This window comes from Salinarchaeum chitinilyticum (assembly GCF_055390775.1).
In genome coordinates, this window is record NZ_AP043888.1 from 1190901 (window position 1) to 1207246 (window position 16346).

Genomic DNA, 16346 nt, shown 5'->3' on the forward strand with positions numbered 1-16346 from the left:
TCGGTCGAGTCGGATGTGAGTCGAGGTCATCTGTCGTTGGAGACGAAACCGAGCAGCCGGCCGTCGGTCATGTAGTCGACACCGAGTACCGCGAGCGCGAGAGGAAGCAAGGCGAGTGCCGTCCACAGCACGAAATCGACCACGTCGACGACACCGAGACCCGGCGTCGATCGTTTCGCCGACTCGGTGGCCGGCTCGTAGAGTCGACTTGCGTCGAGCCAGGACGGAGGGTGGTAGGTCGCCTCGATGGTCCGCGGAGGAGATTCGAGCGTCGTCGAAACCGATCCGTTCTCGATGGAGTAGCGCTCGCCGTCGATCGCGAGGTGGCCGACCGAGATCGGATCGTCGGTTGCTGCCTCCCGGACCGTCGCAGTTACGTGATCGTGCGTCGCGTTCGCTGCTTCGACGCTCAGATCGAGGGCGACGGCACGCTCCTGCGTCGGTGGTGGCAGCGAGATCGTTCGCTGCCGTCCCGGGACGATTCCCCGAACCGTGATCGTCGAGAGCGCCTGAGGGCTTCCCACGGTCGCGGAGACTGCCAACTCGTCGGGATGCTGGTACTGTGCGGGAACGGCGAGGTCGATCTGTGGACCGAGGGTAGGACCGTCGTGAGCGTCACCAGTCACCGCCTCGACGTCGACTGCCTGTGAGGGGTCCAGTCCGTCGGGGGCAGGATACGCGTGCAACTGGAGGGGACGGACCGTGGATTCGGTCGTGGACGTTCCGTTCGGGCCGGCGACGACGAACTGTTCCCAACCGTCCGGACTCCGACTGTAGAAGCGGAGTTGGGAGCCAACGGAAGCGTTCGGCCCGACGTCGACCGACGACCAGTGACCGGTCGGTTCGATCGCCACACCGCCGGCGACCGCCGCCTGTGACTCGCCCGGGAACGGAACGGGACCGTCCGGTGTAGCCGTGTTCGACCCTTGGTGGAGGTCGACACGCTTGCGGTTCGACACGCCGAGATCGTTCCGCTCGACCGACCGCTCGGCGTCGACGGTCACGGAATCGACCTGCGTCGACGTCGAGACCGACCAGCTGCCCTCGCAGGTTCCGGAACTGACGTTCCAGTCGTCACACTGTCGGGTCTCGACCTCCAGTCGTGCTCGGATCTCGGCCGCTACGCGTAACGTGCCAGCGTCGGAGACGCCCTCGAACGCGAGCGCCGTCTGGGCTCCCTGGCCGGTATCGAGTTGCTGGCCGTCGTAGGAGAGCGACACCGTCGTCGCCGTCTTACTCACGGCCTCGACCGTGTGCTCGACAGCCCCCGACTGGGCCTCGAGGCTCGTCGGGATCCGGAAGTCGCTGACGGCGGAGACGGTCCCGGACTCGTCGACGTACCGTCGCAGTGCGCCATCGGTGTGCAGTATCGTCGACGGATCGATCGCGTAGATCTCGACGTACGCGTCGCGGAGGAACTCACCGTCGGTGACGGTCGTCCCCTGAGGATAGCGCGACGTTTGCAGGCTGTGGTCCTGATGCTCGCCGACGTTCTTGGCGTTCCACGCTGCGGGTGCCTGAAGCGGCCGGTCGAAGGGAACGTCCGTCGACGCCGCGAGCGATGCCTCGAATCCGAACCGGCCGTCACCGAACGGTTTCGACGGGCTCTGATCGACGTCACCCGACCAGAGGCGGAGCCAGGTGTGATTTCCAGCGTAGGTGTCCGGCCCGTCGAGCGACGGAACGTCCAGTGCCTCGATGGTCTCGTTAGAGACGTTGCCGCCGGGAGTCGACGACTCGTCGGCAGCTGCCCCAGCAGTCGCTGTCGCCAGTGCGAGCCCGAGGAGGAGAACGATCGCGAGGAGGCTGTGGTCGACTGATCTCATTTCAGCCACCGGGGTCAGAACGGCATCACGCAACCCGAGATCGTGAACCCGAGTTCGCTCGCGATGTCCTGGAGCAAGGTTGGTGCGATCAGCGCTGCCAGGACGATCAGGAAGCCCGTCCCCGAGGAGGTCAGGCTCTCCTTGGCCTTGTTCTTCCGTTCGGGATTCGCTCCCGCGTTCATGTACTGGATGCCGGCTTTCGCCAGTGAGTAGCCGAAGATCGGGAAGGCGAGGGCGACGATCATCCCGTAGATGATCGGGACGAGCTGTTCCACACCGGTATCACAGTACGTGTCGCCGACCTGCTGCGCCGACGCCCCGCCCACTGGAACCGTGAGGAGCAACAGCACCATCAGCAGCGGCAGCCCGCGTCGGAGCAGGCTGGACGCAGTCGCTGCCACGTTGTCGGATCTGTTCGCGTCGCTGTCGTTCGTCGAGATAGTGTCGAGCATGGATCGTGAAACGGACTGGAGACGCCCGCGTGCCGTCGCTCGATCCGCGTTCGAGTCTCGTTCGTCGGCGGCGTGACTCGGCGTCGGTTGGCCGTCGACGGCGGAGTTGGTCTGGATCGAGCACCTTCGGCGGGGCCGGTTCGCCGCCCTCTCGTACAAAAACCTGTAGCGAGATCGAGTTGGAAGACCGGTTGCTCCGCAATCGGAGCGAAACCCATCAGGTAGAATCGGTTGCCGGATCGTAGCGAGTAGCGTGACACCGGCGTGGTCGAGCAGTCGACCAAACCGAACGCACGATGGCACTCTCGACGGCGCAAGGGCGTTTCAGAGTTCGGACACCGCTAGATCGAATTTCGAAACTACCCGCGGCATTTCGTGGAGCACGTCCTACAGCTAGCCATAGGAACGGCCGAGAGTCTCCCAGAGATCTTGCAACGTGGCGATTAACAGGTCTACGTAGCCGGTTTCGTCTGGGTCGAAGGTTGATCCAGGTTCACGCACGACGGCGTTTTAGCAACTGAAACCGCCCGCCTCGTGAAACAGGTGGGTTCGAATACGTACCCTCGTTCCCGCTGGACTTCCGGACTCTGAGCCGAACTGGGAATAGTCGAACTTGTCGTTCCCCTCAGATTTCCCGGACGTAGTCATAGCGATCCGAAATGCCAGACGCGTCCTCGGGGAGCAACACGACCACGAGATAGTCAACGTATGTTTCGAAGTACTCGATCAGACTAGCGATGCGATCGGTGTCGATCGCCTCGAGTGAGTCGAGCAGCATTACAGGCAACTCTTCGGCAAGGTCGTGGACCAAGAACCCTGCGAGCGCAAAGACCAACCCCGTGACTTCCCGCTCACTTTCAGAGAGATGTTGCACTTCGTCACGATACGTAGTGCCGTCCTCGGTTGTTCGGACGACGTGAAGATCGAACACCGTCTGTGAAACCGTCCGTCGTCCCTCCCGGACCTCTTCTTGGCGTTGCTCGATCCAGATCCGCTCGATGTTTTCGTACTCGAGCGTCCCGAGGATCGACGCCATGTGGTCGTTGAACGATTCCACGGCGTCGGCTTCGATCTGATCGACCCGAGTACGGAGGTCCGTCAACTCTTCCTGGAGTTCCTCGCGCTCGGATTGGATGTCGTCCTGGCGACCGAGTTCCTGTTCGATCTCCTCGATCCGATCCGTCACCGACTCCCGTTCGGACTCCAGGCGATCGATCTCGATCTCGAGTTCGTTGACCTTCCGGTGAGCCTCGAGCAGGCCGTCGTGATCAGTCGTCTCGAACTCCTCAACGTCTGTTTCGAGTTGCTCGACTGCTGCCTGCATCTCCTCCCGGTCCTGCTCGAGGGACGCGATGCGCTCCCTCGTTCGATCGAGGTCGTCCTCGAGGGACGCGAGGCGATTCCGCTTCCGTTCATGCGATCGTTTGCGCTCCCGGCGCTGGTCGCGTTCGTCGGTGAGCGTTTCGATCTCCTCCTGCAGCTCGTCCCGGTCGGTCACGAGATCCGAGCGGATCGATCGAAGCTCCTCGATCGTCTCCTCGACTCGGTCAGTCGTGACTTCCGATCCGCACGTCCAGCAGACGATGTCATCGGGATCGGATACGAGTGCATCAGTTACGTCGCGATCGTCGGTCGATTCGACGGCACCGCCGAGCTCGGGGCCACCGCCTTCGAGGGCGTCTTCGTTGAAGCCGATCACGCGCTGGAGCTCGTTGAGCGTGCTATCGAGATTCTGCTTTCGATCCCGGAGGGTCTGGATGCGACTCTGGAGCGCATCTGGATCTTCGATATCGTCGTCCAGATTCTCGAGCTCGGTTTCCAGGTCCTCCCGTTCGGATTCAAGTTCCTCGAGGGACTCCCGTTCGGTCTCGAGGTCAAACTCGATGGAGTCGAGGTCAGACCGCTTGGTCCGGAGTTCGTCGAACAGCTCCTCGAGTTCCGCTTGCTCCTCTTTGTGTTCCTCCGGGTCGACGTCTTGGGCATCGACCTCGGCTCTCCGATCTTCGAGGCTGGCGCGCTTCTCCTCGAGTTCTTCCTCGAGCGATCGCTTTTCGGCCTCGAGTCCGGGGAGGTCGTCTTTGAGCGACGAGAGGTGCTCGAGTTCGTCCTCCAGGTCCCGCTTTTCAGTCTCAAGTCGGTCGATCTCTGCTTCGATGGAGGCAGTGTCGACGGGATCCATGATCACGTCGTGGAGATCCTCGCCACGCTCGACGGCGAGGCGTGCCTCGTTATCCCCGAGCAGAAATGCGAACGTATCCGCTAAATCCGCGTCTTCGAGGTACGCATCCCCCTGGAACGTGACGCCGTTACTCGTCCGTTCGAGTCGGCGGCGATACGTCTCGTCTCCGAGTTCGACGAGCACCTCGCCCTCCTCGGCATCACCCTTCAACGATGGCTTCGTACTCCCCATACCTGCCATCAGCGCCTGAAGGAACGACGTCCGATTCGTGGCGTTCCGACCGGTGAGGATCGTTACCCCCGGGCCGATCGAGACCTCAGAATGATCGATGCCACCAATATTGTCGGCGGTTATCGTCAACGACCGCTGGTCGCCGTCTGTCAGTGACATGGCTAAATTGGCAACCCACTGTGTTATAAATATGGCTGCTTACATTTTGGAACGATACTCGTCGCTTACGAGGAACATTGACAGCCGCCATCGGAGAGAAACCGATCTGCGTCGTAGCTCGAGCCACAATCTTCACAGACGATCTGAATGTCGGCAAAGACGGTGTACTCGTGGTCGGTCACGGCATTACGGTCGATCAATCGCTCGAGTGTGGACTCGACGACAGCTGTGGAGCGACCCATCAGACGCTGGATGCTTTCGGCCGCCCGGTCGAGTCGGGGCGGTTCATCGGGAAGTGAGGCATCGCGGTAGGACGTGAGGTAGGTGTGGACCGTCTGGTGGGTGACGAAATCCGATCGCACCGCGTCAACGTCCATCCCTGCGCGCTCCAACTCACGTTCCTTTCGCAGTCGGTCGGCGCGCGACACCGCGTCGTCCGTGAGGGCATCGTAGGTGCTCTCGATATCCAGGTCAGTCATCGAAATTTCCGAACGCTCCACTGCTGCCTTGAAGACAGTTCGATTCAGCGCCGTAGCAAGGTCACGCAGGCTCTCCCGTTCGCCGTCGACCCCGGTCCATCGATCTTCGAGCCGTTGCCCCCATCCTTCGAGCTCGTACTCTTCGATGACCCTCGCGACCTTGTTGTCCGGGCGTGATTCGTCCTCGCTCATGACGGCTACGTCAGCCCGACGCAGTAAAATGGGTACTGGTGTGCACCCTCTCCGGAGTCCCACGAGGATATCCTCGCGAAAGTAGGGAACGTGCCTAGGGATCGCATGGTATCTCGCAACCAGCGGGTTACTCTCGTCATCGGTTATCTGACTCGAGAAAAATACAACAGTCCTAAGTTATATAGATATATTCAAAAATCAAATATACATGAATATTTTATAATTATGTGCTATGCGAGGATGTTGAAATAGACGTGCAAATATTGACTGTTTGATTGTGTTTTAGATTTATTCTCCGATACTCATCAGTATTTAGGATATATATCCAATCTTTGGATTATTCTTAGTGGCTAATTTGGAAGGATGGAACCCCTCTCCTACGGTAACTCCCCGTATAGAATCCGTACCGAAGTATCCGAGCTGAATTGGCGGAGTTGCATGAAGATCTTGCACTTGCGCGAATCGTGCCGCTCCTTCCGTTCACTCCCCAGCTGGCGCGCTGAGTGTAGACGGTCGTTAGAGAGCTTCGGGTACCGTTCGATATCGAACCGACATTTCCCGACCCAGTTATAACAATATTCCTATAGATTTGGAGAACAGTACAAATTCGATAATATATACTAGTCTAATAGTTACAGAAAACAGACTCGTATAGCCAGTCTGATTTGGCCACATTCAGGATCTCCACGACGTCGCGGCAGAATGCCCGGCTGTACAATAGTGCTGAAGTAGGACGCCTCAGTTCGTACCGCTCGAATGGGGTTACTCCGTGATGGACGAACAGCACTAGATCTCCCCCATCACTCGACACGTGTACGTAGGGCCATAAGCTTCGTCGCTCCGAAATCCATTGGCGAACACACCGGTTCTCTGTTCCCAGTTCTGAATTGGTCTTCTTTCCTGTGAGAACGGTTTTTCGTGCAATAGCGTATGCATCGATGTTTGCCTTCTCGATACTTTTGAACAAGGCAACTTCGTTGTCACCCGGCGCATATCGAAGCATACGGCAGAGGCTTCCGACGTCGAGGAGCAACCATTGTATCGGGCTGCTACCGATGAATAGGATATTTGCTGTCGTTAGACATGTGAATAATTATGATCCACCCGTCGCTTTTATATATAGACTCTCCATTGGCTAATCCGACAGAGCGGTTAGGTACGAGTATACATAGCCATACCATGACAGATCAACCGAACGTCCTGTTCATAATGAGTGACGAGCATAGTCATCGTGGGTTCAGCCATCTCGATCCTGATGGCCGAGGGGAACCTGTAGACACCCCCAACCTGGATGATCTCGCAGCATCCAGCACTGTGTTCGATCAGGCGTACTGCCAAATGCCACTGTGCACGCCGTCTCGCTTATCCATGCTCACAGGGCAGCGGGTGCCGGGAGCTGGGGCCTGGCACAACTGGAGCCCGCTCTTGCCTGATCGGCGTACGATGCCCGAAGCGTTCAGCGATGAGGGGTACGAGACGTGTCTGGTCGGGAAGATGCATTTCGGCGGGGATAGACAGTTTTGCGGGTTCGATCATCGGCCCTACGGAGATCTAACCGGTGAAACTGGCCACCAACCGGATCCAATCAGACCGCTCGAAGATAATCGTGGCCTTGCGCTTGAATCCAGAATCGATGATGCGGGCGTCACCGAGCTCCCTGAAAGTCAACTCCAGGAGCGGAACGTCCTCACCGAATCGCTCTCCTGGGTCCGGGAACAGGAACATTCGAATCCGGATCAACCTTGGTTCCTGTGTGCGTCGATCTCCCGGCCTCACTTCCCGCTGACAGCACCTGAACGGTTCCTCGAGCGCTACTGGCCGGATAACGTCCCGGCACCCAAAGTGGGTCGCGATACGGATCACGCGGATCATCCGCTCACCGAGTCGGCCGTCGAGTTGTTTGGGCTGGATGAAGTCGATGCAGCAGACGCCACGAAAGCCAGGGCTGCATATTTCGCCTGTATCGACTTCATCGACGAGTTGATCGGAGATATGCTGACTCTGATGGATGAATCCGGGTACCTCGATAATACGATCGTCGTGTACGCATCGGATCACGGCGAATTGGCCGGTGAGCATGGTCTCTGGTGGAAAGGAACCTGGCACGAGGCCTCATCCCGGGTTCCACTTATGGTTCAGACACCCGAACAGCGGGCCGGGGAGCAGGAGGCCGACCGGATTGATACCCCGGTCGGATTGGTCGACCTCTTCCCAACACTCGCCAATCTCTGCGACGTATCCGAACCAACGGATATTGACGGACAGGATCTTTCCTCGGCGATTCGGACGGGCGAAGAGCCCGATCGAGGGCCAGTCGTGTGCGACGTGTTGGCTCCTCGATGGGGCGAGGGATCGGAGTTCCGGATGGTCCGAGATGGACGATACAAGTACGTGGGATTCCGTGGCGACTACCAGGAGCTTCTGTTCGACATCGAGTCTGACCCCCTGGAGAGAAATAATCTGGCGCTCGATCCCGATGGCGACGATCGGTCGGCACTGGAGAGGTTACGAGCGTACGTCGATGAGACTGTTGACTTCGAGGAGGTCGAAGCCCAACGCCTCGAGGATGAGGAGTGGGCCGAGAATGACCATCTCCTGTTCCCGCCGAACCCCGACGAGTCCCCGATGTCCGGGCATCTCGCAATGATTCACCACAACGACGCCACCGATGGAAACATGTATCATCTACCCGACGGGCGGATCATTGATGCTGGTATCTCCATCTACAAACCCGACGTCATCTTCGACAATCCAGCAGAGGCGTACGATGACTGGCCGGAGAACGAACCCTAAGGACCCGACGTGACTCACCTCACGGCTGGATACCCCCGGAATCTCGTCTGAAATCCGGCCGTTGCCACACGAGGGGGCGTCTGTGGACCCTCTGTTCCCCCTCGCCACGGCCTGAATCCTACAGCATGTGCACGGCCACTCCGGTAAGACCACTCTTCGCTCATAATTCAGCATCGTCGGGATCGAATATCCGGAACGTCTCGTCGATATCGTTGATTCGCTTCACGTCTTCCCTGTCGAGCTCGACAGTGGCCGCGTCAAGGTTCGCGCGAACGTGGCCTTCGTCCGTCGACCGGGGAATCGGAACGTCGAGATCGCGGGCAACGTGCCAGGCGATCGCGATCGTTGCCGGGTTCTCGTCGTACTTCTCCGCGATACTGCGGATTGTGGGATGATCGAACACCTTCCCGCGGCCCAGTGGTGCATACGAGACGAGATAGATATCGTTCGCTCTCTGGTAGTCTAGCAGCGCACCCTGTTGGAGGAACGGGTGACACTCGACCTGATTCGCGTAGATCGGTACGTCGACGACTGCCTGTGCGTGCTGCAGGAACTCGATCGAGTAGTTGCTCACGCCGAGATGTCGGATCCGACCATCGTCGACGAACTCCTCGATAACCGGGAGCGCCGTCTCGACGTCGTCGGTATCGCCGGGCCAATGATGGTACATGAGGTCGATGGTGTCCACCCCGAGTTCCTCAAACGACGAGTGCACACTGGCTTCGACGTACTCGGGGGTGATTTCCGCGTCGTAGGCGTGTGCCACCTTCGAGACGACGAACAGCTCGTCTCTGTCCACGGACGACCGGCTGATGGCCGCTCCGACTTTCGGCTGGCTTTCGTACTGGAGTGCGGTATCGATGTGGCGATAGCCACTGTCGATCGCCGTCGCGATCGTCTCGGTGTCTGCCCCGCCGTCGGGCCCGTCTGTACCAAATCCTATCGGACCTATGTGACTGGATGCCATACAGACCCCTTCTGACAGTTCGATTTATAGCTACCGGTGCGTGCAACCGAGACGCCGGGTGCACTGCTCCGCGTGCTAATCCCCGACCCACAGATCGGGGCAGCGATGAGCGTCTCTCCGATCGCTCAGCGCCGGTAACGAAATCATTAATGCACTTGGTTCTCGTTCCTTGCACGATGCCCGAATCCAGCCAGAACGTCCTATTCATCATTACTGACCAGCACCAGGCGCGGGCGCTTGGCGCCGTCGACGACTCGTTCCACACCCCCGCGCTTGATGAGTTGGCCGAGGACGGGACGCTGTTCTCGAACGCGTACTGTACGACGCCACAGTGTTCTCCGTCCCGATCATCGCTCGTGACGGGGCAGTATCCCCACCAGACCAACGTTCGGACGCTGTCGAACTGGGGCCCACACGAACTTGATCCCGAGTCACACAGCGTAGGCCGGTCGGTCGCTAACGCGGGGTACGAGACCATGTGGGCCGGTCGCTGGGACCTCGGTGCCGAGAATATCACTGACCTCGGCTGGGAGTTCACACGGAACGTCGACATCACGGGGACCAACGAGGAGAGCGGCGTATCGCGCGATCGAACGACGGCGACCGAGGTGAGTCGGTACCTCGAAGGATACGAGGGGGAGGAGCCGTTTTTCGCCACGGCGTCGTTCAACATGCCTCATCCGCCATTCTTTGAAGCCGAATCGTTCGCCGAGTACTACGATCGAGAGGACGTATCGCTCCCTGCGAGCGTTGCTGACGATCTCTCCGACAAACCATCGTTCCACGCAGACCGCGCGAAGCACCCCGAGTGCCAGCTCACCGAGGACGACATTCGCGAGCTCCGGTACCAGTATCGAACGATGGTCTCGCTGGTCGATTCCTTTGTGGGCGAGATACTCACGACGCTCCGAGATGAGGGGCTGTACGACGACACGGCCATCATTTTCACGTCCGATCACGGGGACATGCAAGGCGCTCACGGACTGAACAAGAAAGGCGTCGTTGCGTACGAGGAACTGCTGCGTGTCCCGCTCATCGTCCGCCACCCGGGGATGGACAGTGTCCGTGATCGAATTCCCGATCTCGTGTCCACCGCCCAAATTCCGGGGACGATCGTCGATATTGCGTGTGATTCGGTCCCGGACGAATTCGAAGGGGGCAGCCTTCTCCCCGCGATGCGTCGCTCTGAACCGCCGTCGCAACAGCGCGTCTTTTTCGAGCACAACTTCGCGTACTGGGGCCACCATCCGTACCGCGGCGTGAGGACGCCAGAGTGGAAGTACGTCGAGTATCTCGGCGACGACACTGCTGAACTGTACCATCTCGAGTCTGACCCTCACGAGATGTCGAACCTCTATCCGAGTTCCGAGCACGAAGCGATCCTCGCTGACCTCCAGGCGGACCTCAGGGAATGGTGGTCTGAGACCGACGGCGATACAGAGGCGTGGACGACCGAGCCGGAGTTAGACTTCGAGATGCCCGACCCCGAGAGCCTGGTAGAGGAGTAGTCGACGATCAGGTGGGACACCACCGGGTTAGACGAAGGAGTTCGGACCGGGAATTCAGTGGTTCAGGTCGGAGGGACTATTCGTATTCACTCGAGAGATACGACAGCAGTGGTGCAATATCCTCGGGATCCGTATTTTCCAGATGCTCCAACCCGAACGCGACGATTAAGGGATAGAAGTGGCGAAGCTTCTTCAGTTCCATATCATCGGCACGCTTGCACGCAATATTGTGCTCGCGAAACACGAGCTCTAGCTCGTCGCGGAGCTCTTGGGGGAGATATACCGTTACGCCGACCCACTCATCCTTGACGTCGATATCGTCTTCCGGAAGCACCGCGTCTTGATTGGCCTTGTTGGTCCAGTGTTTCGCATAGTCGGGATCGGGGTCTCCGCTCTCCAGCGCGCTCGAATTGTCGCTTTCGTGAGGGTCCTCACTCATAGATCTCCAGGGTGAACCTCGATCTGTGCGTGCTGGGTTTGAGAACCGCAACGATGCGATGGTGTGCCAGGGAGCATTACGTGTATTACCCATCACTCCAGAGTTAAATGCATTGCTCCTGGTCCAACGCATACTTTCTTATGGGACTCACGATAGTTACTAGTATGACTTCCGAGGCACCGTATGCGGACCCGGGCTTGGAAACGGAGGCCCGCGTGGAGGACCTCCTCGACCGGATGACGCTTCAGGAGAAGGTGGGCCAACTCGTCGGGATGTTCGTCGGATCCTTCATCGACTCTCACCGGGGGAGCACGGAGACGTGGACGCTGGACGATATCGAATCTGCTATCGAGGAGTACTACATCGGATCGGTCACCCCATTCGGGACCGGGGTCACGGAATACAACAACGTCGCTGTTGCCGGTCGCATTGCGAATCGACTCCAGCGGAAGGCGGTCACCGAGACCAGGCTCGGCATCCCGCTCCTCGTTCCAGTCGACGCTATCCACGGACATGCTAACATGGAGGGGAGTACGGTCTTCCCCCAAAACCTTGGGATGGCAGCAACGTGGGATCCCGAGCTCGTCGAACACGCCGCTCGGATCACGGCAACCGAGATGGCAGCGACGGGCGCGAATCAAAACTACTCACCCACCGCCGACGTCGCACGAGAACCCAGATGGGGCCGAGTGTACGAGACCTACGGTGAGTCCACATCGATGGTAGGAGAGTTCGTCGCAGCGGAAGTTCGCGGCCTGCAGGGCAGCGACCTGAGCGATTCGACCTCCGTCGCAGCAACGGTGAAACACTTTCCGGCGAGCAGCGCACCTGTCAGAGGCGAGGACACCTCGCCCGTGGATATTTCCAAAGCGACACTTCGGCGCGTCTATCTTCCGCCCTTCGAACGGGCGATCGACGAGGACGTTGCTGGTGTCATGCCGATGTACAATGCGATCGGAAACGAGCCGGCCCACGCCTCCGAGTACTACCTGACTGATATGCTCAGAGATGAACTCGGGTTCGAAGGAGTGTCATGCTCGGACTGGTTGGGTATCTGGATGTTGGCCGAACGCCATCGCGTCGCTACCTCGCATACCGACGCTGTTGCGCAAGTGACGACGGCTGGACTCGATATCGCATCGATTGGAGGTCCCGAACACGCGACGGCACTTCTCAACCTCGTCGAGGCGGGTCGTATCCCGGAGAGCCACATTGACGAAACCGTCCGTCGAATACTGTCCTTAAAGTTCGATCTCGGACTGTTCGAAGACCCGTATGTGCCATCCAACGCGTCCGATGAGACCGTCGGAACCAGAGCCCACCGGCAGGTCGCGCTGGAAGCCGCACGAAAGTCCCTCACACTCCTTCAGAACCAAGACGACGTGCTGCCGCTGACTGATATCGACGAGCTGTTCGTCACTGGACCGAATGCAGACTCGCTCGATGCCCTGCTGGGGGGCTGGACGGTGTTGGGTTTCGACGAATCAGAGGGCGAAACCGTCCGAAGTGGATTAGAAAACGCCGTCGCTCCATCGGCATCGGTGGGGTACGAACCTGGAATCGAGGACAACTCCGTGCAATCTCCTGATACGCTTCAAGAGCAAGCCTCGAGTGCTGATGCGGCAGTGGTTGTTCTCGGAGAGTCCTGGTACGTTCATGAGTTCGGCCCGCTAAGCGAGACCGGATCGAAGTCCGAGTTCCCCAAGCGGAATCAGCTTCGCCTCCCGGACGAACAACAGCGACTCGTCGAGCTCATTGGCGAGACGGGCACGCCAACCATCGTCGTGACTGTCACTGGCCGCCCGTTGATCCTGACGGACATCGTCGATCAGGTTGACGGGATCATCGCGGCGTTCTTCCCGGGGATCGAAGGAGGGAACGCGATCGCCGACCTCCTTCTGGGCGAATGTGCCCCCGTGGGCCGATTGCCGATTTCGTTCCCACGTAGCATGGGTGATCTCCCAGTCAGACACGATTGGCTCCCTCACCCGAGTCCGATCGGGAACCCAGCGCATCCATCCTCGTACGATCCGCTATTCGAGTTCGGATACGGTTTGAGTTACACCGAGTTCGAGTACCAGTCGATCGATGTCGCTGGCGGGGCAGTGACCGGTGATTCAGGAGTAACAGCTCGTGTTTCGCTAACAAACATCGGAGATAGTTCTGGCACAGAGACGGTCCAACTGTACGGACAGCACTTGGAGAGTTCCATGGTGACGCCGGTTCGGGAGCTCATGGACTTCACTCAGATCCAACTTTCGCCGGGTGAGTCCGGAACCGTCGAATTTTCCCTTTCGCCGGAGGATTTCACGGTGATTGGATCGGATGGATCGGCGTCCCTGGAGTCGGGCGAGTACGAACTGTACGCAGGTGTCCGTTCCCAGCGACTCGAGATCAAGTAATACCAGTATATCCAATCAGATCTCCAGGCCTCCGGAGCAATTTGTTGTATCCGTTGGTAGATAATCATAGAGGTTGTGCGAACCATCACTTTACAGGCACCCTCTTCAGACGTCCAATTGTGTGTGCGAGCGCCGCACGCGATAAACCGTCCCGTCGGTCTACATTCGGACCATTCTCGAGGAGATACGATCCCAGATCTCCCACACACGCCCGAACCGGAGGTCAAGCTGGTTCCTTTGCAAGCAGTTCAATTGAAATTTCCACAAGTGACACTACAATATATGACGATTGTTAATTATATTACTTGGCAACCTCCGCGGACAATCTCCTTTACAGTACTAGTTCAGTAAAGTAATACTGGTAATGATAGTAGTTCTAGTATTGTTGGTAATGACAGTACTGCCACTCCCCCTGGTCAGGCCCTGAGTCCTCCGCGCCGATCGTGCGGGTGAAGCGGAGAGAGTACCGATTTCAGCGAGGTTCCTCCCAACACCGAGGGGGTAGCGGCACGACCTAAAGTGACCGTTTCCGCGATCTTCAGTAATACTGGCTCCGCAACAACCACATTTATATCCAATTGCTCAGAATCGGTTTACGGATGTCAACAGCAGATACTGAGGTTCCAGAGCTCCTCCAGGAGCTCACCCTCGAAGAGAAATCACAGCTCGTCCACGGTGCAGTGGATCCTACGGGGACCGCGACTGGGTATCTCCCTGGGATCGAACGGCTCGATATCCCTGAGTTTCGGCTTGCAGATGGCCCCATGGGTGTGCGAGCAGGCGACGCGGAGTCGACTGCCTTCCCAGCATCGATCGCTCTTTCGGCGACGTTCGATCCGGAACTGGCCCGTGAGCAGGGTGTCGCGATGGGCCGAGAAGCCACGGCCCGGAACCAAGATGCAGTCCTTGGCCCCGGGGTCAATCTGATCCGGGTTCCACATTGCGGGCGGAACTTCGAATACTACTCGGAGGATCCCGTGTTGACTGCGGCCTTCGCACGGGAGATCGTGGGCGGCCTGGAGTCGGAAGATGTCGTCGCGACACCGAAGCATTTCGTTGCCAATAATCAGGAGTCCTCGCGGGCCTCGGTCAACGTCGACGTCAGCGAGCGGGCGCTCAGGGAGTGTTACCTCCCTGGATTCAAGGCAGCTGTCGACGCTGGCGCGGGATCGATGATGACCGCCTACAACAGCGTCAATGGCGAGTTTATGAGCGACAATCGCCCGCTGGTTACCGATGTTCTGAAAGAAGAGTGGGGCTTCGATGGCTACGTCGTCTCCGACTGGTTCGGGGCCACCAGTACTGTGGGGGCAGCCAACGGCGGGCTCGACCTCGAGATGCCGGGAATCTCCCTCGAGGAAATGAGGGAGATGTTCGGAATGGAGACTGGTGATGACGACGAGGACCAGGTTCTCGCCGAATCCGAGGAGATGGGGGACGGGATGCCGGATCCGACGAATACGGGTCAGTTCGCAGACCCACTGGTCGACGCTGTCCGGTCGGGTGAGGTCCCGGAGAGCCGACTCGATGACATGGTTCGTCGAATCCTCCGACAGATGGAACGGAGTGGGGAATTTGGCGACACCTCCGATGACTCCCGGAGTGAGGAGTCGACCCATCAGACGCTCGCAAAGACGGTCGCTGCGCGCGGTGCCGTGTTGTTGAAGAACCACGATGCCCTGCCGCTCGAGGACGACACGGATGTCGCGATCATCGGGCCTGCCGCCCAGGAGGCGAGGATTGGTGGCGGGGGCTCCTCTGAAGTGGAACCACCGCACGAAATCCCGACGGCCGACGGGATTCGTGACCGTACGACCGGCGAAGCTACGGTTGCAGATGGGATCGAACAGGTCGAACAGGTCTCCTTCTTCGGAGACGGTGAGTCCGAGACGACCGAGTCGCAGCCCGAGCCAAGTCTCGATGAGGCGCTCGACGCGGCCGAGACCGCGGAGGTCGCTGTTGTCGTCGTTGAAGACGCTGCCACCGAGGGCGCGGACCGCGACACCCTCCAACTGCCAGGCCGTCAGGACGAACTCGTACGCGAGGTTGCATCGGTGAGCGACGATACCGTCGTGGTCGTCCAATCGAGTGGCCCTGTGGAGCTTCCCTGGCGGGACGACGTGGCAGCCATCGTCGAAACATGGTACCCAGGGCAATCCGATGGAGACGCCGTCGCAGCGGTGCTGTTCGGGGACGTGGATGCCAGCGGGCGGCTTCCCGTTTCGTTCGCGCAGGAAGAGGCGTATCCGACATCGGGGTCCGCAGCGACGTTCCCGGGCGAAGACGGCGAGGTACACTACGAGGAGGATCTCTTCGTCGGCTACAAACATTTCGACGTCGCTGACGACGACCCGATCTACTCGTTCGGACACGGCCTCTCGTACGCCGACTACACGTACGAGTCGGTAGCGGTCGTCGACGAGCGCACCGTTGAAATCACCGTCGAGAACACCTCACAACGCGATGGCCGCGAAGTCGTACAAGCGTACGTTCGGCCGCCAGGCACCGACGATGACCGCCCGGTCCGAGAATTCGCCGGATTCGACTCCGTGCGGGTTCCAGCTGGGGAAACGGTGACCACGACCGTCGACCTGGCCGATCTCGCATTCTCGCGGTACGATGACTCCGAGGGCTGGGTCGACGTCGACGGCCAGTTCGAGCTCGAAGTCGGCCGGTCAGCGCAGGATATCCGTCTGACCACGTCACTGTAACGGCGAGC

The 16346-nt window shown here is 59.2% G+C and carries 10 protein-coding genes; 4 read left to right on the forward strand and 6 right to left on the reverse strand.

Going from position 1 to position 16346, the window contains the following annotated elements:
* Window positions 1-26: 26 nt before the first annotated feature.
* The 4 genes from ACZ5KP_RS05905 to rdfA all read right to left on the reverse strand — a co-directional run bounded on the left by ACZ5KP_RS05905 (window position 27) and on the right by rdfA (window position 5518).
* Window positions 27-1826, reverse strand: a complete 1800-nt coding sequence (locus ACZ5KP_RS05905; protein WP_460920894.1) for a DUF8186 domain-containing protein — start codon at window positions 1824-1826, stop codon at window positions 27-29.
* 14 nt (window positions 1827-1840) lie between these two features.
* Complete coding sequence (locus ACZ5KP_RS05910) at window positions 1841-2278, reverse strand: pilin (RefSeq protein WP_460920896.1); 438 nt, start codon at window positions 2276-2278, stop codon at window positions 1841-1843.
* 625 nt (window positions 2279-2903) lie between these two features.
* Window positions 2904-4847: an archaea-specific SMC-related protein gene (locus ACZ5KP_RS05915; RefSeq protein WP_460920898.1), complete on the reverse strand. Its 1944-nt coding sequence runs from the start codon at window positions 4845-4847 to the stop codon at window positions 2904-2906.
* A 65-nt stretch (window positions 4848-4912) separates the two neighbouring features.
* Complete coding sequence (rdfA, locus tag ACZ5KP_RS05920) at window positions 4913-5518, reverse strand: rod-determining factor RdfA (protein WP_460920900.1); 606 nt, start codon at window positions 5516-5518, stop codon at window positions 4913-4915.
* A gap of 1209 nt (window positions 5519-6727) precedes the next feature.
* Between rdfA and ACZ5KP_RS05925 the strand changes: the two genes are divergently transcribed.
* The gene (locus ACZ5KP_RS05925; protein ID WP_464761895.1) at window positions 6728-8311 is read left to right on the forward strand and encodes a sulfatase-like hydrolase/transferase; all 1584 of its coding nucleotides are present in this window, start codon (window positions 6728-6730) and stop codon (window positions 8309-8311) included.
* Window positions 8312-8471: 160 nt separating this feature from the next.
* On the opposite strand, the gene ACZ5KP_RS05930 is transcribed toward ACZ5KP_RS05925, so the two are convergent.
* On the reverse strand, window positions 8472-9278 hold the full coding sequence (locus ACZ5KP_RS05930) for an aldo/keto reductase (protein WP_460920904.1): 807 nt from the start codon (window positions 9276-9278) through the stop codon (window positions 8472-8474).
* Between ACZ5KP_RS05930 and ACZ5KP_RS05935 the strand changes: the two genes are divergently transcribed.
* Window positions 9272-10786, forward strand: a complete 1515-nt coding sequence (locus tag ACZ5KP_RS05935; protein ID WP_460920906.1) for a sulfatase-like hydrolase/transferase — start codon at window positions 9272-9274, stop codon at window positions 10784-10786. The two genes, ACZ5KP_RS05930 and ACZ5KP_RS05935, sit on opposite strands and share 7 nt — an antisense overlap.
* Window positions 10787-10862: 76 nt before the next feature.
* Here the strand turns inward: ACZ5KP_RS05935 and ACZ5KP_RS05940 are convergent, their stop codons facing one another.
* Complete coding sequence (locus tag ACZ5KP_RS05940) at window positions 10863-11225, reverse strand: hypothetical protein (protein WP_460920908.1); 363 nt, start codon at window positions 11223-11225, stop codon at window positions 10863-10865.
* A gap of 164 nt (window positions 11226-11389) precedes the next feature.
* Here ACZ5KP_RS05940 and ACZ5KP_RS05945 point away from each other — a divergent pair, with 164 nt between their 5' ends.
* Both ACZ5KP_RS05945 and ACZ5KP_RS05950 read left to right on the forward strand, forming a co-directional pair.
* Complete coding sequence (locus tag ACZ5KP_RS05945; protein ID WP_460920910.1) at window positions 11390-13627, forward strand: glycoside hydrolase family 3 N-terminal domain-containing protein; 2238 nt, start codon at window positions 11390-11392, stop codon at window positions 13625-13627.
* Between the two features lie 599 nt (window positions 13628-14226).
* Complete coding sequence (locus ACZ5KP_RS05950) at window positions 14227-16338, forward strand: beta-glucosidase family protein (protein WP_460921134.1); 2112 nt, start codon at window positions 14227-14229, stop codon at window positions 16336-16338.
* Window positions 16339-16346 lie beyond the last annotated feature (8 nt).

What these genes read in the sequence shown, in the direction of transcription:
- ACZ5KP_RS05935 (WP_460920906.1), top strand. Translation starts at nt 9,272, where the DNA reads ATGCCATACAGACCCCTTCTGACAGTTCGATTTATAGCTACCGGTGCG.
- ACZ5KP_RS05930 (WP_460920904.1), bottom strand. Translation starts at nt 9,278, where the DNA reads ATGGCATCCAGTCACATAGGTCCGATAGGATTTGGTACAGACGGGCCC.
- ACZ5KP_RS05945 (WP_460920910.1), top strand. Translation starts at nt 11,390, where the DNA reads ATGACTTCCGAGGCACCGTATGCGGACCCGGGCTTGGAAACGGAGGCC.
- ACZ5KP_RS05925 (WP_464761895.1), top strand. Translation starts at nt 6,728, where the DNA reads ATGAGTGACGAGCATAGTCATCGTGGGTTCAGCCATCTCGATCCTGAT.
- rdfA (WP_460920900.1), bottom strand. Translation starts at nt 5,518, where the DNA reads ATGAGCGAGGACGAATCACGCCCGGACAACAAGGTCGCGAGGGTCATC.
- ACZ5KP_RS05910 (WP_460920896.1), bottom strand. Translation starts at nt 2,278, where the DNA reads ATGCTCGACACTATCTCGACGAACGACAGCGACGCGAACAGATCCGAC.
- ACZ5KP_RS05950 (WP_460921134.1), top strand. Translation starts at nt 14,227, where the DNA reads ATGTCAACAGCAGATACTGAGGTTCCAGAGCTCCTCCAGGAGCTCACC.
- ACZ5KP_RS05915 (WP_460920898.1), bottom strand. Translation starts at nt 4,847, where the DNA reads ATGTCACTGACAGACGGCGACCAGCGGTCGTTGACGATAACCGCCGAC.
- ACZ5KP_RS05905 (WP_460920894.1), bottom strand. Translation starts at nt 1,826, where the DNA reads ATGAGATCAGTCGACCACAGCCTCCTCGCGATCGTTCTCCTCCTCGGG.
- ACZ5KP_RS05940 (WP_460920908.1), bottom strand. Translation starts at nt 11,225, where the DNA reads ATGAGTGAGGACCCTCACGAAAGCGACAATTCGAGCGCGCTGGAGAGC.